This is a genomic window from Albidovulum inexpectatum (genome assembly GCF_002927635.1).
Lineage (GTDB): Bacteria > Pseudomonadota > Alphaproteobacteria > Rhodobacterales > Rhodobacteraceae > Albidovulum > Albidovulum inexpectatum.
This window is the reverse complement of sequence record NZ_PRDS01000005.1, coordinates 122841-142377: the sequence shown is the minus strand read 5'-3', so window position 1 is coordinate 142377 and position 19537 is coordinate 122841. Positions and strand designations below refer to the sequence as shown.

The following is a 19537-nucleotide window of genomic DNA, read 5'->3' as shown; positions in this document are numbered from 1 at the left end:
CATCGCACTTCAGGGGGTCGGCCACGCGCCGGCCCTTTTCTGTTGCACCAGGTTGCAACTTTCGGCCATTTCATCCCGCAGACAACCATGGAAAGCCGAAGAATGAGCAGATCTCGCGCGACGGCCATCGGATTTGGGGCGGTACTCTTGTGGGCCTTGCTGGCGCTTTTCACGGTCGGGACCGAACCCATGCCGCCGCTGTTGCTGAACGCGACGAGTTTCGCCCTCGGCGGGGCTGTCGGGGTCATATGGCTGGCCTTGACCGGCCAATGGGCTCAACTGCGCCATGTGCCCTTGCGGGTCTATCTGTTCGGCACGGCCGGCCTGTGCGGCTATCACCTGCTGTATTTCTCGGCCCTGCGCCTTGCGCCCCCGGCCGAGGCCAGCCTGATCGCCTATCTCTGGCCGTTGTTCATTGTGCTGTTCTCGGGCCTTCTGCCGGGCGAGCGGCTTACCGGCATGCATGTTCTGGGCGCGCTGGTCGCCTTTGCGGGGGCGGCGCTGATCGTCATCAAGCAGCCGGCACAGGTGCAGCTGCAACAAATCTGGGGGCTTGCCCTGGCCTTTCTGGCGTCACTCACCTGGTCGGGCTATTCAGTCATCTCGCGACGCCTTGGACAGGTTCCGACCGCCTCTGTAGCCGTCTTCTGCATCGGCACCGCGATCATTTCGGCGCTCGCGCATCTTGCCTTTGAAACGCCCCGTTGGCCAGATACCGAATGGGGCTGGCTTTCAGTGCTGGCCTTGGGCCTTGGGCCCGTGGGACTGGCGTTCTACATCTGGGATATCGGCGTGAAACGCGGCGACATTCAGCTTCTGGGTGTTTCGGCCTATGCTGCGCCGCTGTTGTCCACTCTCGTCCTGATCGGCTTGGGACTTGCTCCAGCGACGTGGCGAATCGGCCTTGCGGCACTGCTGATCACCCTGGGCGCAGCGCTGGCCGCCCGCGGCAGCCAGCGCAAAGCCCCGGTCAGGCTTGACTGAGCCGCGTGATCTCTTCCTTCAGGCGAAGTTTCTTCTTCTTCATTTCGGCAATTGCCAGTTCGTCATAGCCAGGCTGGCGCTGGGCCTTCTCGACGGCTTCCGAAAGGTGCTGGTGCTTCTTGCGAAGTTCCTGCAGGTGCGATCCAAGCGACATAGGCCTCTCCTCTCCTGTGAACTCGGTTCAAGGAGACCACAGAACATGAGTCGTGTCACGCGGGATCGGTTGCAAGTTTGAACGATTTTCGTACCCCGGCATGACCCCGCCTATTGCGCGGCAAGCGGCAAGGCCGCGCCGTCGCGGACGACCGCGCGGGCCGCATCGGTCAGGTCTTCGGCGTCACGCAGATGAACCGGTCCATCGTGCACTATGAACGGCGCCAGCAGCCGGAATGGACCGCGCCCACCCTTGCGCGCCTGAACGATCACCCGCCTTGCCTCGCGCCCGATGCGCGGGGCCAGCGGAAGCACCCGGATGTCGCCCATTCTACGATCGAGTCCCGCCATCAGATCCGGCAACCGGTCAGCCGACTGAATGAAGGTCATCCATCCGCCAGATCGCAAACGGCGAATCGCGGTCTGGACCCATTGCGCCAGCGGTGTTTCCTCACGCAGGGATCGTTCGCGCCCGCGATCGCTGGCGGGCGTGCCGCCGCCTGGCGGATAATATGGCGGGTTGGCCATCACGTGATCGAAACTTCTTGCACGCAGTTCGGGCGGTGGCGAGGACAGGTCGCCCTCGACGACCTCCAGGGTCATGCCCGCCGCTTCGGCGTTGCGGCGGGCAAGTGAGGCGTAGTCGGGCTGCAACTCCAGCCCGACAAGACCAAGGTCGGGCACCCGGGCGCCAAGGCATAGCGAGGCCACGCCGACCCCACAGCCCAACTCGAGCACAGTTTGGCCCGGCCGGGCAGGAACGGCAGCCGCCAGGAACACGGGGTCCATCGCCGCTCGATAACCCTGCCGCGGCTGAAGGATCTGCAGCCTGCCATTCAGGAAATGATCGCAGGTCAGATCGTCTTCGGCGAACATCTCACTCGCCCATCTCGACGCCCGCGTCGCGCAGGATCGACCGCGCCATGAACAGATCCCGGTCCGCGACCATCAGCCGGCGCGGCAAAATGCCTATCGACCCTTCCAGCACGCTCATGTGGACGTCCATCTGAAAGCTGGCTATACCCTGCGCGTCGAGCAGGGCCGTCACATATGCGATCACCGTCGGGTCATTGGTTCTGATGAGCTCTTTCATGCTTCGACACATAAGGACCAACCCCCGGGTTTGTCGAGCAAGGACAACGCCGCAATGAGCCTGGACCAGACCGCGACCAAACCGTTCGATCGCCTCGGCGCCCTGCTGGCGCCCGAAATGGCCGCCGTGAACGCACTTATCCGCGAACGCATGGCATCGGAACATGCGCCGCGCATTCCCGAGGTGACCGCCCACCTGGTCGAGGCCGGAGGCAAGCGGCTGCGGCCGATGCTGACGCTCGCGGCGGCGCGAATGCTTGGCTACACGGGCGACCACCACATCCGCCTGGCCGCGACGGTCGAATTCATCCACACGGCGACGCTGCTGCATGACGATGTGGTGGACGAAAGCCGCCAGCGGCGTGGGCGGCCCACCGCGAATCTGCTGTGGGACAACAAGTCCTCGGTCCTGGTGGGCGACTATCTGTTCGCGCGGTCGTTCCAGCTGATGGTCGAGACCGGCAGCCTGCGGGTTCTGGACATTCTTGCCAATGCCTCGGCCACGATTGCCGAGGGCGAGGTTCTGCAGCTGAGCGCCGCACAGGACCTGCGCACTGACGAATCGATCTATCTGAAAGTGATCCGCGGCAAGACCGCCGCGCTGTTTTCCGCCGCGACCGAGGTCGGCGGCGTTATCGCCGGTGCGCCCGAGGATCAGGTCAAGGCCCTGTTCACCTATGGCGACGCCCTGGGCATCGCCTTCCAGATCGTGGACGACCTACTGGATTACGGCGGCGCGAGCGAGGTGATCGGCAAGAATGTCGGCGACGATTTCCGCGAACGCAAGCTGACCCTGCCCGTCATCCGTGCCGTGACCCGCGCCGATGCCGAAGAACGCGCCTTCTGGTCCCGCGTCATCGAAAGGGGCGACCAGCGCGAAGGCGACCTGGAACACGCTCTCGAACTGATGCGGCGGCACGGTACGCTCGAATCCACGCGGGACACGGCATTGTCCTGGGCCGACCGTGCCAAGGGCGCCCTGTCCGCCCTGCCCGCGCACGAAATCCGGGACATCCTGACCGATCTGGCCGATTACGTGGTGGCGCGGGTCTACTAGCCCCACGCCAGCCCGGGGTCACGCGTTCCTGCCCCTGTGGCCTGTCACGTAGTATTGCCCCGTTCGCGTCGCCAGGAATGGATCCAGCGGAATCTCTTCCTGTTTCAGGAAACCCCGCTGGGGCAGAATACCCTCGCGCACCATCTCGATCACCGCCACGACCGAGGCCGAGGTGGTCCAGGCGATCGCCGTGCGTCGTTTTCCCCGGATTTCCAACGGATAGTAAGAGCGGACGAATTCCTTGCGCAGCAATTGACCGGCGGACCAGCCCTCGGCGGCGACATGGACATAGACGACATCCTCGTCCACCGGCGGCTTGGCATGGGTCAGGATGCGCCCGGCCAGATCGCGGTTTTCGCGCATCAGCAGTTCGTGAAAGAAGAAGTTCATCAGCTGCACATGGCCGGGATAGCGCATCGTCTTGTAATCGAGATTCTCGACCCGACCGGCATAGGTTTCGCACATCGTCCCCAGACCGCCCGAGGTGGTAAAGGCCTCCAGATGCACGCCGTCGATATAGATCTGCTCGATCCATTCCATGGCCGAGACGGTCTTGTGCACGCCCTCCTCGATCACCTCGCAATCGTTGAGATATTCGTTCACGACGCCTTCGGGCGACCAGTTGAAGGCATAACCCAGCAGCCCCGTCGGGTTCTGCGGCAGCGCGCCCACGCGCAGCCGGATCGAGCGGACACGCTCGAACATCTCGGCCAGATGGGCGCCGACGATGCCGACGAAACCGGGGGCCAGGCCGCATTGCGGCGCCATGATGCCCTTCGCGGTCCCTGCAAGCTCACGGATATGCTTCGTCGTCGGCACATCTTCGGTCAGGTCGAAATAATGAGCGCCCAACGCATGCGCCGCACTGCTGATGCGCTTGTTCAGGTGATAGGGCAGACACGACAGCACCGCCTGCTGGTCCTTCAGAAGCTGCTCCGGATTTTCCGTCAGCTCGGCCTGCCGCGTCGGAAACGGCGCGTCTTCCAGCGCGCGCGCATCGATTCCGGTCACCTGAAAACCGGCTTCGGCCAGCAGCTCGGCGGCCAGATGACCGACCTTGCCAAGACCGAGAACCGCGATCCTGTCGAATGACATCACTGCCTCCCACATTGTTCATTGCTTCGGCAGAATCACGGCTTGGCCCGCCGAAATCGCGTATCAATACGTCGATGTGAAAGGCGTTTCGCAGAAATATGCCGGCCCGGCCGGTCGAACTGCCGATTGCGGCGGCAGCCGGCCGGGCCGGGGCGCTCAGATGTCGAACTTGACTCCCTGCGCCAGCGGCAGCTCGGCCGAATAGTTGATCGTGTTGGTCTGGCGCCGCATGTAGGCCTTCCACGCATCCGAGCCGGATTCGCGGCCGCCGCCGGTCTCCTTCTCGCCGCCGAAGGCGCCGCCGATCTCGGCCCCCGAGGGGCCGATATTGACATTGGCGATGCCGCAGTCGGAGCCCACGGCCGACAGGAAGGTCTCCGCCTCACGCAGGTTCAGCGTGAAGATGCAGGACGACAGGCCCTGCGGCACATCGTTCTGCATCGCGATGGCCTCCTCCAGCCTCTCGTAGCCCATCACATAGAGGATCGGCGCGAAGGTCTCGGTGCGCACGATGGCCGTCTGCTCCGGCATCTCGACGATCGCCGGCTCGGCATAGGCCCCGCCCTGCGGCACGCCCTCGGCAACGCTTCGGCCGCCGTGAACCCTTCCACCCTCCTTGCCCGCCTGCTCCAGCGCCGCCTGCATCCGGTCGCGCGCGGCATGGTCGATCAGCGGCCCGACCAGCGTGCGCGCCTGCCGCGGGTCGCCGATGGGCAGGCTGGCATAGGCCGCCTTCAGGCGCGAAACCAGCTCGTCGCGGATCGAATGATGCGCGATCAGCCGGCGCAGCGAGGTGCAGCGCTGTCCCGCCGTGCCGACGGCCGAGAACACGATCGCCCGCACCGCCATGTCCAGATCCGCCGAGGGCGCCACGATCATGGCGTTGTTTCCGCCAAGCTCGAGGATCGAACGGCCGAAGCGCTGCGCCACGCGCGGCCCGACGATCGCCCCCATCCGGCAGGATCCGGTGGCCGAGACGATCGGCACGTCGCGGCTGTCCACCAGCGCCTCGCCGATCGCCGGGCCGCCGATGACCAGCTGGACAAGCCCCTCGGGCGCGTCGCCAAAGCGTTTCAGCGCGCGCTCCATGATCTTCATCGTGGCCATCGCCGTCAGCGGCGTCTTTTCCGACGGCTTCCAGATCACCGGATCGCCGCAGACCAGCGCCAGCGCCGCGTTCCACGACCAGACCGCGACAGGGAAATTGAAGGCGGTGATCACCGCGCACGGCCCCATCGGATGCCAGGTCTCCATCATCCGGTGACCGGGACGTTCCGAGGCGATGGTCAGGCCGTAAAGCTGGCGCGAGAGGCCCACGGCAAAGTCGCAGATGTCGATCATCTCCTGGACTTCGCCCAGCCCCTCGGAGGTGATCTTGCCCGCCTCCAGCGTCACCACCGCGCCCAGTTCGGCCTTGGCCGCGCGCAGCTCCTCGCCCAGAAGCCGAACCAGCTCGCCCCGACGCGGCGCGGGAACCTCGCGCCAGGCGCGGAATGCGGCCTGCGCCCGCGCGATCACGCCGGGCATCTCGGCCGGGTCGGTCTGGCGCACGCGCGCCACCTCGGCCCCGTCGATTGGCGAATGGACAGCCAGATCGCCGCCCGTCAGTTCGGCCTCGCTGAACCCGGCCGCTTTCAGAACGTCGGAATGGGTCATGTCAGTCTCCCTGTGTACCATTGCGCGCTGGTCGGTCATTCCCATCGCGGCCAGCACCGGCGCGCGCGATTGCCGCGCCATGAAATCCGCCTTGCAGCCCATACCCCGCCAGTTGGCCAGGATCAGCGACTGCGCGACCGCCCCGCCCAGCGTCGTGCCCGGCCCGGTGACGATGAACAGGTCGGGCGCGAATTCCCGCGCCGCGACCCGGATCGCTTGGGTGAAGTCATAGGGCCGCACCACCTGATGGCCCAGAGTATAGTCCCACAGCGCCTGCCTGTCGGTGGCCTGCGGCCACCAGATTGCGCCGCGCCCGTCAATCATGGGCAGGCCGGGCTGGCCGAACAGCGATGGCGGCAACAGCGCGCGTCCGCGTTCGGCCACCGGCGCCCGAAGATCGGTGTGAAAGGCCGCGTGATTGACCAGCCGCATCGGAAAGCGGCCCTGTTCGGGCGTGACCTCGGCCTCGAAGGCGCGCAGACCGGCCTCGTTCCCCGCCACGACCAGCATGCCGCCCAGATCGATTGACAGCGCCAGCGTGTGACCTTCGCGCGCATCGATCCGCGCCACCAGATCCAGCAGCGCCGCCTTCCGCGCGGGATCGGGCCGCCAGTCCTGCCCCATATGCGGATGCACGGCCTGCCCGCCGATCATCGCCTGCTGCATCAGGCGGCCCATCGTGTTGGCAATCCGAAAGCCGTTTTCGGCCGTGACCGCCCCGGCACAGGCCAGCGCCGTATACCAGCCCATGGAATTGCCGGTGACCGCCACGACGCGGATCCGCGCCCGGTCGATCGACAGGAAGTCGCCAAGGCTTGCCGCGTAGATCAGCGCCGATGCATTGTCGCCCCGCGTATGACGGTCGACGGAAAAGCTCGCCGCCCCGTCAAGCGCGGTCAGCCGCTCCTGTCCCTCGGCCTGCCGGATCGCGTCGAACCGCGACAGCAGGCCCTTGTCCGGAAAGTGGCGCCTCAGCCAGCCCAGTTCGGCCTGACCATAGGTGCCGCGGCCCGGACAGACGACAACCGCGGTGATCATCGCGCGCCCTCCACCATCGCCAGCGCCGCCTGCACGATGCCATCCGCCGATGGCATCGTGGCGGCATAGGCCGGGCCGGTGGCGATGAAGCTGTCCTCGGCCACGAGCCGCGCAACCGGTGCGCGGCCATGTTCGGCAAAGAGTGCCATCAGCGCCTCGGCCACCCCGCCCGAGCGGCGCGTCTCGTCCACGATCAGGATCCGCTTCGCGCCCTCCACGGCACGCAGCAATGCCGCTTCGGGCAGGGGCGAGAGCCAGCGAAGGTCGATCACGCGCGCCTCCACGCCCGCATCGCGCAGCCGCCGCTGCGCCTGACGCGACAGGTAGTGACCATTGCCGAAGGTCACGATGGCGATGTCGCCCCCCGAACCATGCACGCCGACCTCGCCCAGCGCGATGCGATGCCCCGGCGCCGGATAGCGGCACATCCACTGCCCGTCCTTCTCCTCATGCAGGTCGCGCAACGGGTAAAGCGCGATCGGCTCCAGGAACACGACGACGCGATTTTCCTCGCGCGCCAGGCGCACGCATTCGCGCAGCATTCCCACCGCATCGGCCCCCGTCGAGGGACAGGCCAGGATCAGCCCCGGAATGTCGCGCAGCACCGCCACAGAATTGTCGTTGTGGAAATGCCCGCCGAAGCCCTTCTGATAGCCCAGCCCCGCGATCCGCACGACCATGGGATTGGCGAATTGCCCGTTCGAGAAGAATGGCAGCGTCGCGGCCTCGCCCCGGATCTGGTCCTCGGCATTGTGCAGATAGGCCAGGAACTGGATCTCGGGGATCGGGATGAAGCCGTTATGCGCCATGCCGATCGCGAGGCCCAGGATGGATTGTTCGTCCAGAAGCGTGTCGATCACGCGATCCGCGCCGAAACGCTGGATCAGCCGCTGGGTGACGCCATAGACCCCGCCCTTGCGGCCGACATCCTCGCCCATCAGCACGATCTCGCGATTCTCCAGCATCAGATCGGTCAGCGCCCAGTTGATCAGCCGCGACATGATCTGCGGCTCCTCCATCGCCTTAAGATCGGCGCCGAAGGCCGCCGCGCGCGCCTCTTGCGACGGGCCATTCGTCGGCGCGCAGGGGCGCGGCGGCGGGATGAGACTTGCCATCACCTCCCGCGCCGTCTTCAGGCGCGGGCGGGTGACGGCCTCTTCGGCGATCCGGGCCACCCGCTCGCAGGTCTCGCGATAGATCTCCAGCGCCTCGGCCGGTTCCAGCACCCCGGCCTCGTGCAACAGGCGCACCGAATGCAGAAGCGGATCGTTGGCCTCCTCGGCCTCGACCTCCTCGCGCGACAGATAGGTGGTGGGCACATCCGCCCCGGCATGGCCGTACAGCCGCACGGTGCGCATGTGCAGAAAGGCCGGCCGTCGGCGGCTGCGCACATACTCGGCTGCCTCGCAGGCCACGCGATAGGTGTCATAGAGATCCAGCCCGTCGCAGGCAAAATAGCGCAGGCCCGGGCGGTGGGCGAAGCTGGCTGCGATCCATCCCCGCGGGGTCCTGGTCGATATGCCGATCCCGTTGTCCTCGCAGACGAACAACAGCGGCATCGGGATCGCCTGATAGGCCGTCCATTGGGCTGCGTTGAAGGCCCCCTGGGCCGTCGAATGATTGGCCGAGGCATCGCCGAAGCTGCACATGACGATCGCGTCATCCGGCATGACGCGGTGTTCGGGCCGATGCCGCCGCGCCGCACCGATCGCATAGGCCGCCCCTACCGCCTTGGGCAGGTGGCTGGCAATGGTCGAGGTCTGCGGCGGGATCATCAGGGCCTTTGAGCCCAGGACCTTGTGCCGCCCGCCCGAGATCGGATCCTCGGCCGAGGAGGCAAAGGACAACAGCATGTCCCAGGCGATTGTCTGGCCGGGCACCTGATCTGCCCGCGCGATCTGGAACGCCGCGTCACGGTAATGCAGAAAGGCCATGTCGGTCGGCCGCAGCGCCGCCGCGACCGCCGCCATGCCCTCGTGCCCCGATGATCCGATCGTATAGAAGCCGTGTCCCGCGCGTTGCATCGCTCGCGCCTGACGGTCAAGCGCCCGCGACAGGCAACCCGCCCGGAAAAGGCTTACCGCCCGCGCAGGCTCTAGAGGGCCGGCCGGAGAGCGCCCCGGCGGCAGATCGCCGGCCGCAACACGGCGCAGGAAATTTTCATGCACGATTTCGGCACGATCCATCGCCCGCCCCTTTCCGCCGCGATCAGAAGAATGCCTGAAGACCCGTGATCGCACGGCCCAGAATCAGCGCGTGAACGTCATGGGTGCCCTCGTAGGTATTCACCGTCTCGAGATTCATCGCATGGCGCATCACGTGATAGTCCTCCTGGATGCCGTTGCCGCCATGCATGTCACGCGCCATCCGCGCAATCTCCAGCGCCTTGCCGCAATTGTTGCGTTTGATGAGGCTGATCATCTCGGGCGCGGCGCGGCCCTCGTCCATCAGACGCCCCACGCGCAAGCTGGCCTGCAGGCCCAGCGCGATCTCCGTCATCATGTCGGCAAGCTTCTTCTGGTACAGCTGCGTCTGGGCCAGAGGCTTGCCGAACTGCCGGCGATCCAGCCCATACTGACGCGCGGCATGCATGCAGAATTCCGCCGCCCCCATCACGCCCCAGGAAATGCCATAGCGCGCGCGGTTCAGGCAGCCGAACGGCCCCTTCAGCCCCTCGACGCCGGGCAAGAGCGCATCTTCGCCAACCTCGACATTGTCCATCACGATCTCGCCGGTGATGCTGGCGCGCAGGGAAAGCTTGCCACCGATCTTCGGCGCCGACAGGCCCTTCATCCCCTTTTCCAGCACGAAACCCCGGATCTTGCCGCCATGCGCCTCGGATTTGGCCCAGACAACAAAGACATCGGCGATCGGGGAATTGGATATCCACATCTTGGACCCGTTCAGGACATAGCCGCCCGCCGTCCTGGTGGCGCGCGTCTTCATCCCGGCAGGATCCGAACCGGCATCGGGCTCGGTCAGGCCGAAGCAGCCGATCCATTCGCCGCTGGCCAGCCGGGGCAGGTATTTCTTGCGCTGCTCTTCGGAACCGTAGGCATGGATCGGATACATCACCAGGCTGGACTGAACCGACATCATGGACCGATAGCCGGAATCCACGCGCTCGATCTCGCGCGCGACAAGGCCATAGGCCACGTAGGAGGCGCCGATTCCGCCATATTCCTCGGGGATCGTGACGCCCAGCAGACCCATCTGGCCCATCTCGGCAAAGATTGCCGGGTCGGTATGCTCTTCGCGCCAGGCCTTGATGACCCGGGGCATCAGGCGGTCCTGCGCATAGGCATGCGCGGCATCGCGCAGCATGCGCTCTTCCTCGGTCAGCTGGTCATCCAGACGCAGCGGATCGGCCCAGTCGAAGGGGCCAAGTTCAGGGGCATCCTTTGGCGACAATTTCATCCTGGCTCTCCGATTGCGGGTGTCGGATACATCTTGCGCCATTGCCGTGCGCGCGCACAGCGATATTCTTGCGCCGTTTGATGCATGGAGTGCATAGATGGCGACCCCGCGACGGTTTCTGCCCTCGATTGCCCAACTGACGGCGTTCGAAGCCGTCCTGCGCACCGGATCGACCCAGGCGGCGGCGCGCGACCTGAGCCTGACACAGGGCACGGTCAGCCGGCTGATACAATCGCTGGAGGCGCAGCTGGGCGTGACCCTGTTCAGGCGCGAGCGCCGGGCGCTGGCGCCGACGGAACAGGCCAAGGCCTATGGGCGCGATGTGGTCAAGGCGCTGGACCTGATCTCGCGCGGGTCGATGCGGGTCCGGGCCAACATGGACGGCGGCACGCTTTCGCTGGCGATCCTGCCGTCTTTCGGCACGCGGTGGCTGGCGCCCCGGTTGCCCGGCTTCCTGCGCGCCCATCCGGGCATCACGCTGAACCTTGGAACGCGGCTGCGGCCGTTCGATTTCGAGACCGAGGGGTTCGATGCCGCAATCCATTTCGGCACCGATGACTGGGGCGGGACGCAATCGGCGCATCTCTTCGACGAAGGGCTGATCGCCTGCGCCGCGCCCGCGCTTCTGGCCGAACATGGCGCGCATGGGCCCCATGACCTGCCGCGGCTGCCGCTGTTGCAGCTCGAGACCCGACCGAATGCCTGGGCCGCATTTCTGGCGCGTCACGGAATCGCGGCACCGCATTCGGGCGGGATGCTGTTCGACCAGTTCGGCCCCCTGATCCAGGCGGCGATCCACGGGCTGGGCGTGGCATTGCTGCCCGATTTCCTTGCCCAGCCCGAACTGGACGAAGGCCGGCTGGTTGCCCTGCATCCGGACCCTGTCACCGGGTCGGGCGGCTATTACCTGGTCTGGCCGCCCGCATTGGCAGATTATCCGCCGCTTGTCGCCTTTCGGCAATGGCTGGTCGATCAGGCCGCCGATCCGCAAGGCGAATCGATGCTGCCCCGTTGACCTTTGCAGCCCCGTTGCCCAACTTGGCCGGCATGAGCAACCGCAACGACATTCACGACCGTCTTGCCAATGCCCTGCGCGAGGCGCGCAAGGCCAAGGGGCTGAGCCTCGACGCCGTCGCGCGCCTGTCGGGCGTTTCCCGGTCGATGGTCAGCCAGATCGAGCGCGGCGAATCAAGCCCGACGGTTGCAACATTGTGGAACCTGACCCAGGCGCTGAAGGTCGATTTCGCGGGCCTTCTGGAAGGCCGCAGCACACCGGCGATCGAAGTCATCCGCGCCGAGGCCGCACCGGTCATCGCGGGCCGCGGCCGTGGCGTGCGCATCCGCATCCTGTCGCCCGCCGAAGCCGCGGGCGAGCACGAAGTCTATGACCTCACGCTGGACGAAGGCGGCATTCTGGACAGTGACCCGCACGGGCCGGGTTGCCGCGAACATCTGACGGTTCTGTCCGGCCGCCTGCGCGTCCGCTCGGGCGAGGAGTGCCAGGTCCTGAACCAGGGCGACACGGCGCGTTATTTCGCCGACCGGCCCCACAGTATCGCCGCCGAGGACGGCCCCGCACGCGCGATCCTGATCGTCCAGAATTCCTGACGATTTTCCGTCATGCCGGAACGCCATCCGAAATATTGACATTTCGCCCGCTCGCGATACCCTTCCGCCATCACGGAGGATATTCTGCCATGTCGGACAAACCCGCCTTCCTGACCCACCTGGTCAACACCCTGAAGGACATCGAGTCGCAGGGCCTGATGAAACGCGAAAGGCTGATCACCTCGGCCCAGGGGGCGCATGTGCGCATCGACGGGCGCGAGATGCTGAACCTGTGCGCCAACAACTATCTGGGCCTGGCCGATCACCCGGCCCTGATCGAGGCGGCCTGCGAAGCGATGCGCGATCACGGCTACGGCATGGCCTCGGTCCGCTTCATCTGCGGCACGCAGGATCTGCACCGCGCGCTGGAGACCCGGATCGCGCGCTTTCTGGGCAAGGATGACGCGATCCTCTATGCGGCCTGCTTCGACGCCAATGGCGGGCTGTTCGAGCCGCTCCTTGGCCCCGAGGATGCCATCGTCTCGGACGCGCTGAACCATGCCTCGATCATCGACGGCATCCGGCTGTGCAAGGCGCGCCGCTATCGCTATGCCAATTCCGACATGGCGGATCTGGAGACCCAGTTGCAGAAGGCGCGCGCCGAGGGGGCCCGTTTCGTCATGATCGCCACCGATGGTGTCTTTTCCATGGACGGCTACCTTGCCAACCTTCCCCGCATCACCGAGCTTGCACGCGAATACGGCGCGCTGACCATGGTGGACGATTGCCATGCGACGGGCTTCATGGGGCCGCAGGGGCGCGGGACGCCGGCCCATTTCGGAGTCGATGTCGATATCCTGACCGGCACGCTGGGCAAGGCGCTGGGCGGTGCGCTGGGCGGCTATGTCGCGGGGCCGCAGCCGGTGATCGACATGCTGCGGCAGCGCTCGCGCCCCTATCTGTTCTCGAACGCGCTGCCGCCGGCAGTGGTGGCGGCGGGGCTTGCCGCGATCGACATCGTCGAGGGCGCGGACGATCTGCGCGCATCCCTGTTCGACAATGCCCGCTACTGGCGCGCGGGGCTGGAATCGGCGGGATTCCGCCTTCTGCCCGGCGAGCACCCGATCGTGCCGGTGATGCTGGGCGAAGCCCGCCTGGCCCAGCAGATGGCGGCCGAGCTCGTTGCCCGTGGCATCTTCGTTCAGGGCTTCTTCTATCCGGTCGTGCCGCATGGACAGGCGCGGATCCGGACGCAGATGAATGCGCGGCTGTCGCGCGCCGATCTGGATCGGGCGCTCGAGGCCTTTGCCGAGGCCGGTCGCAAGGTGGGAGTGCTGTAACATGCGCAACGAGATGAAGGCCCTGGTCAAGGCGCGGCCCGAACCGGGGCTGTGGATGGAAACCCGCCCGGTGCCCGAGATCGGGCCCGACGACGTGCTGATCCGGGTGAAGAAAACCGGGATCTGCGGCACCGACATCCATATCTGGAACTGGGACGACTGGGCCCGGCGCACCGTGCCTGTCGGCCTGATCACCGGTCACGAATTCGCCGGCGAGATCGTCGAGATCGGCCGCAACGTCGAAGGTCTTTCGATCGGCCAGCGCTGTTCGGGCGAGGGGCACCTGATCGGGCGCCAGTCGCGTCAGGCGCGGGCGGGAAAGTTCCATCTTGACCCCGCCACGCGCGGCATCGGCGTCAACGAAAACGGCGCCTTCGCCGAATATCTGCGCCTGCCCGCCTTCAACGTCGTCCCCCTGCCCGACGAGATCGACGACGAGATCGGCGCGATCCTCGACCCGCTTGGCAATGCGGTGCATACCGCGCTGTCCTTCGACCTTGTCGGCGAGGACGTGCTGATCACCGGCGCCGGGCCGATCGGCATCATGGCCGCCGCCGTGGCACGCCATGTCGGCGCGCGGCATGTGGTGATCACGGATGTCAACCAGGACCGGCTGGACCTGGCCGCGCGGGTGGCCGATGTCGAGCCCGTCAACGTGGCGCGTCAGGACCTGCGCGAGGTCGAGCACATGCTGAAGATGAAGGAAGGCTTCGATGTCGGGCTGGAAATGTCAGGCAGCCAGGCCGCCTTCGATCAGATGGTGGAAAACATGGTCATGGGCGGCCGCATCGCGATGCTGGGCATCCCGCCGGGCAAGAGCCCGGTGGACTGGTCGCGCATCGTCTTCAAGGCGCTGACGATCAAGGGCGTCTATGGCCGCGAGATCTTCGAGACCTGGTACAAGATGATCGCCATGCTGGAAAACGGCCTGGATGTGCGCGGCGTCATCACCCACCGCTTTGCCGCGGACGACTACCGCGAGGCCTTCGAGATCATGCGCACCGGGAAAAGCGGCAAGGTCGTTCTGGACTGGACCTGACCGTTCCTACTCTGCCGGGGGGCAGACCGTGACCTCTGTCCCCCATTCGGCGCATTTCCGCGCCAGACCGGACGGGAGCGGCCGGTCGGTAAAGACGCGCGTGATCTCGGACAACGAGGCGATCCGTACCGGAGCGCGGCGTTCCAGCTTCGAGGCATCGGCCACCAGGAAGGACTGGCGCGCCTGACGCAGGATGGCCCGGCTGACGCGCACCTCCTGCGGGTCGAAATCCAGAAGATCGCCATCGGCGTCCAGCGCCGAGGTTCCCACGATGGCATAATCGACCTTGAAATGGCTGATCGCCTCGGTCGTCAGGTCACCGACCAGGCCGCCGTCCGATCGGCGCAGAACGCCGCCCGCGACGATGACCTCGCAACTTTCGTTCTGTGCCAGGATATTGGCCACGTTGATGTTGTTGGTCACGACCGTCAGGTTGCGATGCCCCAACAGCGCGCGCGCCACGGCTTCGGTCGTGGTGCCGATATTGATGAACAGCGAACTGTCGTCCGGCACCAGGGCCGCACAGCACCGCCCGATCGCGGCCTTGGATGCCGCGTTCATCAGCCGCCGTTGCTCGTAGCCGATATTGGCCACGCCCGAACGCAGAACCGCCCCGCCATGCACGCGCTCAAGCTGTCCGGCATCGGCCAGCTCGGTCAGATCACGGCGAATGGTCTGCAGCGTCACGCCAAAACGCTCGGCAAGATCCTCGACGCTGACGCGCCCCTCGGCCCGCGCGATGTCCAGGATTTCGCTTTGCCGGATGCTCAGCGCCATGCGACCCTCCGTGACGATGCCCCGCTGCACCGAAGAAATAGCATCAAAACGAACATTCGCGAACGGAAAAGTTGACATTTCGCGCATCTCGGCGCGATAAACGATGCGAATTCAGTCCAGCGGAGCGTGTGATGGTATCCGAACCCGAACCGCAGCAGCCGATGCTTGACCTCTTTGTCATTGGCGGGGGGATCAACGGCGTGGGCATTGCCCGCGACGCGGCGGGCCGCGGCCTGTCGGTCGCCCTGGCCGAGATGGGGGATCTGGCACAGGCCACGTCCTCGGCCTCGACGAAACTGTTTCATGGTGGGCTGCGCTACCTGGAATACTTCGAATTCGGGCTGGTGCGAAAGGCGCTGATCGAGCGCGAGGTCCTGCTGCGCGCGATGCCGCATATATCGTGGCCGATGCGCTTTGTCCTGCCCTACAGCCCCGACATGCGGTTCGAATCCGACACGCCGACCTCGCGGCTGCTGTCGACCTTCATGCCATGGATGCGCGGCAGAAGGCCGGCCTGGCTGATCCGGCTGGGCCTGTTCCTGTACGACCATCTGGGCGGCCGCAAGATCCTGCCGGGCACGCGAACGCTGGATCTGGCCAGCGACCCCGCCGGCAAGCCGCTGAAGCCCGAATTCCGCCGCGCATGGGAATATTCCGATTGCTGGGTGGACGATGCGCGCCTGGTCGTCCTGAACGCCCGCGATGCCGAGGCACGCGGCGCGCGGATCATGACGCGCACCCGCGTGGTCGAGGCCCGCAGATCGGGCGATCACTGGATCGTCGAGGTCGAACGCAACGGCAAGCGCCGGCAGTTCCGCGCCCGCATGGTCGTCAATGCCGGCGGCCCGTGGGTGGAACGGATCGTCAAGGATACCGCCCATCTGGCGCCGCGCGCGCATATTCGCCTGGTGCGCGGATCGCATATCGTCACGCGCAAGCTGTTCGACCACGATCGCGCCTACTTCTTCCAGGGACGCGACGGGCGGATCATCTTTGCCATCCCCTATGAAGAAGATTTCACACTGATCGGCACGACGGATGTCGACCACGACGGCGACCCCCTTCAGGCGCGCTGCACCGAAGAAGAACAGGATTATCTCTGCGCCTTTGCCTCGGAATATTTCGCACGGCCGGTCACGAGGGACGACATCGTCTGGACCTATTCGGGCGTTCGGCCGCTTTACGACGACGGCGCGAAGTCGGCCTCGGCGGCAACCCGCGACTATGTGCTGACCCTCGACAGCGACGGCCCACCGATCCTCAACGTCTTTGGGGGCAAGATCACGACCTATCGCAAGCTGGCCGAGGCAGCTCTGGACAAGATCGCCAGCGTTCTGGACGTCCCCGCCGGCCCCTGGACGGCGACCGCCCCCCTGCCCGGCGGCGATTTCCCGGTGGACGGCGTGGCCGCCTTGCGCGACGATCTGGCCCGGGCCTATCCGTTCCTGGACGGATACACGATCCGGCGTCTGGCGCGTTGCTACGGCACCGAGGCACGGCAGGTCCTGGGCGATGCCGGCTCGGCCGAGGATCTGGGCCGCCATTTCGGTGCCGGCCTGTTCGAGGCCGAGATCCGCTGGCTGATGGCGCGCGAATACGCCCAGACGGCCGAGGATGTCGTCTGGCGCCGCACCAAGCTGGGGCTGAGGATGAATGCCGAGCAGATCGCCGAGCTTGACGCGTGGATGCAACGGGGGAGGAACGCATGAGCCACATTCTGGCAATCGACCAAGGCACGACATCCAGCCGCGCCATCCTGTTTGACGCCAATCTTCGGATCAAGGCCATCGCACAGCAGGAATTCCCGCAGCACTTCCCGCAATCGGGCTGGGTCGAGCACGACCCGTCCGATCTGTGGTCCTCGGTCGCGGCGACCTCGCGCGAGGCGATCGAACGCGCCGGGATCGACGCGGCCGAGATCGCCGCGATCGGCATCACCAACCAGCGCGAGACGACGCTGGTCTGGGACCGCAAGACCGGCGAACCGGTCCATCGGGCGATCGTCTGGCAGGACCGGCGCACGGCGCCGCTTTGCGAACGCCTGCGCGCCGAAGGGCACGAACCCATGGTCACGCAGCGCACCGGCCTGCTGCTGGATCCCTATTTCTCGGGCACCAAGATCGCGTGGATCCTCGAGAACGTCGAAGGTGCAAGGGCCCGCGCCGAGGCGGGCGATCTGCTGTTCGGCACGGTTGACACCTATCTGATATGGAAGCTGACGGGGGGGCGCGTCCACGCCACCGATGCCACGAATGCCGCGCGAACGCTGATCTACAACATTCGCGCGGGTCGCTGGGACGAAGACATCTGCGCCCTGCTGGGTATCCCGATGTCGATGCTGCCCGAGGTGCGTGACTGCGCGGCCGATTTCGGCACCACCCGGGCCGATCTGTTCGGCCGCGAGATCCCGATCATGGGCGTGGCGGGCGACCAGCAGGCCGCAACCATCGGGCAGGCCTGTTTCCGACCGGGCATGATGAAATCGACCTATGGAACCGGCTGTTTTGCGCTGCTGAACACGGGCGAAACACCGGTCCTGTCGCAAAACCGCCTGCTGACCACGATCGCCTATCAGTTCGACGGCAAGCCAACCTACGCGCTGGAAGGGTCGATCTTCATCGCGGGCGCGGTCGTCCAGTGGCTGCGCGACGGGCTGAAGATCATCCGCAATGCCGCCGAGACCCAGCCCTTGGCCGAACAGGCAGATCCGACGCAGCAGGTCATTCTGGTGCCGGCCTTCGTGGGCCTTGGCGCGCCCTACTGGAATGCCGAATGCCGCGGTGCGATCTTTGGCCTGACGCGCAATTCCGGCCCGGCAGAGCTTGCCCGCTCGGCGCTGGAAAGCGTGGGTTATCAGACCCGTGATCTGATGGAGGCAATGCGGGCCGACTGGCCCGGCATGGAAGATCAGGGGGGCGTCCTGCGCGTCGATGGCGGCATGACGGCCTCGGACTGGGCGATGCAGTTCCTGTCCGACATCATTGGTGCGCCGGTCGATCGGCCCGAGGTGCTGGAAACCACGGCGATGGGGGCGGCGTGGCTGGCCGGATCGCGCGCCGGGATCTATCCCGACGCCGAGGGCTTTGCCAAGGCCTGGGCCTTGCAGCGCCGGTTCGAACCGGCGATGGAAGCCAGCGAGCGCACGGCTCGCTACGAACGCTGGAAACGCGCGGTCGCCGCCACCATGAGCGTCTGATGGCCTTCGCTCTGGCAATGCCGCGCAAGATCCGGTTTGGCCGGGGCGAGGCGCGGGCCGCCCTGCCCGAGATTGCCGCCTTCGGGCGCGTGGCCCTTCTGGTTCACGGGCGCGACCCCGCCCGCGTCGAATGGGCGGTGCAGGGCCTGCGCGCCCTGGGCATGACGGTCCTGCCCCATCCCTGCCCGGCCGAGCCGACCCTGCCCATGCTGCAAGAGGCCATCCGCGCCGGGCAGGAGGCCGATTTCGTGATCGGCCTTGGCGGCGGCGCCGCGCTGGACCTGGCCAAGGCCGCGGCCGCCCTGATCCCCGGCAATGCGGATCCGATGGATCATCTGGAGGTCGTTGGACGCGGCCTGCCCCTTGGGATTGATCCGCTGCCATTCGTGGCGATCCCCACGACCTCGGGCACGGGCGCCGAGGCGACGCGCAATGCCGTGATCGGGGTGCCGGACCATCGCCGCAAGGTCTCGTTGCGTGACGAACGCATGATCGCGCGGCTGGCCATTGTCGATCCGTCCCTGACCGATGGCTGCCCGCCTGCGGTGACCCTGGCCTCGGGCCTGGATGCAATAACGCAGGTGATCGAACCCTACCTGTGCACACGGGCAAATCCCTTTACCGACGCGCTTTGCCGCGACGCGATCCCGATGGGGCTGAAGGCGCTGCGCCGGCTGATGGACGCAGAGGACGCCGAGGCGCGCGATTCGATGGCGTGGGTCAGCCTGTCTGGCGGGCTGGCGCTGGCGAATGCGGGACTGGGCGCGGTGCATGGGCTTGCCGGCCCGATCGGCGGGCTGTGCGACGCCCCGCACGGCGCGGTCTGCGGAACCCTCTTGCCGCATGTCCTGCGGGCCAATGCGGAACGGCTTGAACCCGGCTCGCCGATCGCCGCGCGAATGCAGGACGTCCGCCGGTGGCTGTCCGAGGCGCTTGGCGCGCAGGACGGGATCGGGGCGCTGGAGCGCTGGTCCCGCGAGTCCGGCCTGCCACGGCTTGGCGAGATGGGACTTGCCACCACGGACATTCCCGCCATCGCCGAAGCCGCTGTCGCGTCGTCCTCGATGAAGGCAAATCCCGTCGCGCTGAGCACGCAGGAGCTGATCCGGATCCTGCACGCGGCCGTATGAGAGGGGCTTTCTATT

Annotated in this window: 17 protein-coding genes and 1 pseudogene; 9 read left to right on the top strand and 9 right to left on the bottom strand. The window is 66.4% G+C overall.

The window, feature by feature from the left end:
- Positions 1–102 precede the first annotated feature (102 nt).
- Positions 103–984, top strand: a complete 882-nt coding sequence (gene yddG / locus LV82_RS09325; protein WP_104071058.1) for an aromatic amino acid exporter YddG — start codon at positions 103–105, stop codon at positions 982–984.
- Here yddG and LV82_RS09320 read toward each other — a convergent pair.
- The 3 genes from LV82_RS09320 to LV82_RS09310 all read right to left on the bottom strand — a co-directional run bounded on the left by LV82_RS09320 (position 971) and on the right by LV82_RS09310 (position 2230).
- Positions 971–1138 (bottom strand): YdcH family protein, encoded by a 168-nt coding sequence (locus tag LV82_RS09320; RefSeq protein WP_104071056.1) that lies wholly within the window; start codon positions 1136–1138, stop codon positions 971–973. The two genes, yddG and LV82_RS09320, sit on opposite strands and share 14 nt — an antisense overlap.
- 110 nt (positions 1139–1248) lie before the next feature.
- Positions 1249–2013, bottom strand: coding sequence for a tRNA1(Val) (adenine(37)-N6)-methyltransferase (locus LV82_RS09315; protein ID WP_104071055.1), 765 nt, complete (start codon positions 2011–2013; stop codon positions 1249–1251).
- A gap of 1 nt (position 2014) precedes the next feature.
- Complete coding sequence (locus LV82_RS09310; RefSeq protein ID WP_104071054.1) at positions 2015–2230, bottom strand: putative signal transducing protein; 216 nt, start codon at positions 2228–2230, stop codon at positions 2015–2017.
- A gap of 54 nt (positions 2231–2284) precedes the next feature.
- Between LV82_RS09310 and LV82_RS09305 the strand changes: the two genes are divergently transcribed.
- Complete coding sequence (locus LV82_RS09305; RefSeq protein WP_104071052.1) at positions 2285–3286, top strand: polyprenyl synthetase family protein; 1002 nt, start codon at positions 2285–2287, stop codon at positions 3284–3286.
- Positions 3287–3304: 18 nt separating this feature from the next.
- Here LV82_RS09305 and LV82_RS09300 read toward each other — a convergent pair whose 3' ends face one another.
- The 5 genes and pseudogenes from LV82_RS09300 to LV82_RS09285 all read right to left on the bottom strand — a co-directional run bounded on the left by LV82_RS09300 (position 3305) and on the right by LV82_RS09285 (position 10492).
- The gene (locus tag LV82_RS09300; protein ID WP_104071051.1) at positions 3305–4381 is read right to left on the bottom strand and encodes a saccharopine dehydrogenase family protein; all 1077 of its coding nucleotides are present in this window, start codon (positions 4379–4381) and stop codon (positions 3305–3307) included.
- A 156-nt stretch (positions 4382–4537) separates the two neighbouring features.
- Positions 4538–6037 (bottom strand): L-piperidine-6-carboxylate dehydrogenase, encoded by a 1500-nt coding sequence (amaB, locus tag LV82_RS09295; RefSeq protein ID WP_104071266.1) that lies wholly within the window; start codon positions 6035–6037, stop codon positions 4538–4540.
- Positions 6038–6052: 15 nt separating this feature from the next.
- Positions 6053–7072: pseudogene (locus tag LV82_RS15260) on the bottom strand (ACP S-malonyltransferase); the annotation flags it as partial.
- Complete coding sequence (locus LV82_RS09290; RefSeq protein ID WP_104071049.1) at positions 7072–9261, bottom strand: dehydrogenase E1 component subunit alpha/beta; 2190 nt, start codon at positions 9259–9261, stop codon at positions 7072–7074. The pseudogene LV82_RS15260 and the gene LV82_RS09290, both read right to left, overlap by 1 nt.
- A 22-nt stretch (positions 9262–9283) precedes the next feature.
- Entirely contained in the window at positions 9284–10492 is a 1209-nt protein-coding gene (locus LV82_RS09285) for an acyl-CoA dehydrogenase (RefSeq protein ID WP_104071048.1), read from the bottom strand.
- A gap of 97 nt (positions 10493–10589) precedes the next feature.
- On the opposite strand from LV82_RS09285, the gene LV82_RS09280 reads away from it, so the two are divergent.
- The 4 genes from LV82_RS09280 (at position 10590) to tdh (ending at position 14419) form a co-directional block, all read left to right on the top strand.
- Entirely contained in the window at positions 10590–11507 is a 918-nt protein-coding gene (locus tag LV82_RS09280; protein ID WP_104071046.1) for a LysR family transcriptional regulator, read from the top strand.
- 32 nt (positions 11508–11539) lie between these two features.
- Complete coding sequence (locus LV82_RS09275) at positions 11540–12100, top strand: helix-turn-helix domain-containing protein (RefSeq protein ID WP_104071044.1); 561 nt, start codon at positions 11540–11542, stop codon at positions 12098–12100.
- A gap of 89 nt (positions 12101–12189) precedes the next feature.
- A complete protein-coding gene (gene kbl, locus LV82_RS09270) occupies positions 12190–13380 on the top strand; it encodes a glycine C-acetyltransferase (RefSeq protein ID WP_104071043.1) in 1191 nt (396 codons plus the stop codon).
- A gap of 13 nt (positions 13381–13393) precedes the next feature.
- Complete coding sequence (gene tdh / locus LV82_RS09265; RefSeq protein WP_104071264.1) at positions 13394–14419, top strand: L-threonine 3-dehydrogenase; 1026 nt, start codon at positions 13394–13396, stop codon at positions 14417–14419.
- Between the two features lie 6 nt (positions 14420–14425).
- Here tdh and LV82_RS09260 read toward each other — a convergent pair whose 3' ends face one another.
- A complete protein-coding gene (locus LV82_RS09260; RefSeq protein WP_104071262.1) occupies positions 14426–15196 on the bottom strand; it encodes a DeoR/GlpR family DNA-binding transcription regulator in 771 nt (256 codons plus the stop codon).
- 131 nt (positions 15197–15327) lie between these two features.
- Between LV82_RS09260 and glpD the strand changes: the two genes are divergently transcribed.
- From glpD to LV82_RS09245, 3 genes are read left to right on the top strand one after another with little or no spacing between them, the layout of a single operon-like run.
- Positions 15328–16905 (top strand): glycerol-3-phosphate dehydrogenase, encoded by a 1578-nt coding sequence (gene glpD / locus LV82_RS09255; RefSeq protein ID WP_104071041.1) that lies wholly within the window; start codon positions 15328–15330, stop codon positions 16903–16905.
- Positions 16902–18392: a glycerol kinase GlpK gene (gene glpK, locus LV82_RS09250; RefSeq protein WP_104071039.1), complete on the top strand. Its 1491-nt coding sequence runs from the start codon at positions 16902–16904 to the stop codon at positions 18390–18392. Before glpD ends, glpK begins: the two co-directional genes overlap by 4 nt.
- Positions 18389–19522, top strand: a complete 1134-nt coding sequence (locus LV82_RS09245; RefSeq protein WP_104071260.1) for an iron-containing alcohol dehydrogenase — start codon at positions 18389–18391, stop codon at positions 19520–19522. Before glpK ends, LV82_RS09245 begins: the two co-directional genes overlap by 4 nt.
- Positions 19523–19537: the final 15 nt, after the last annotated feature.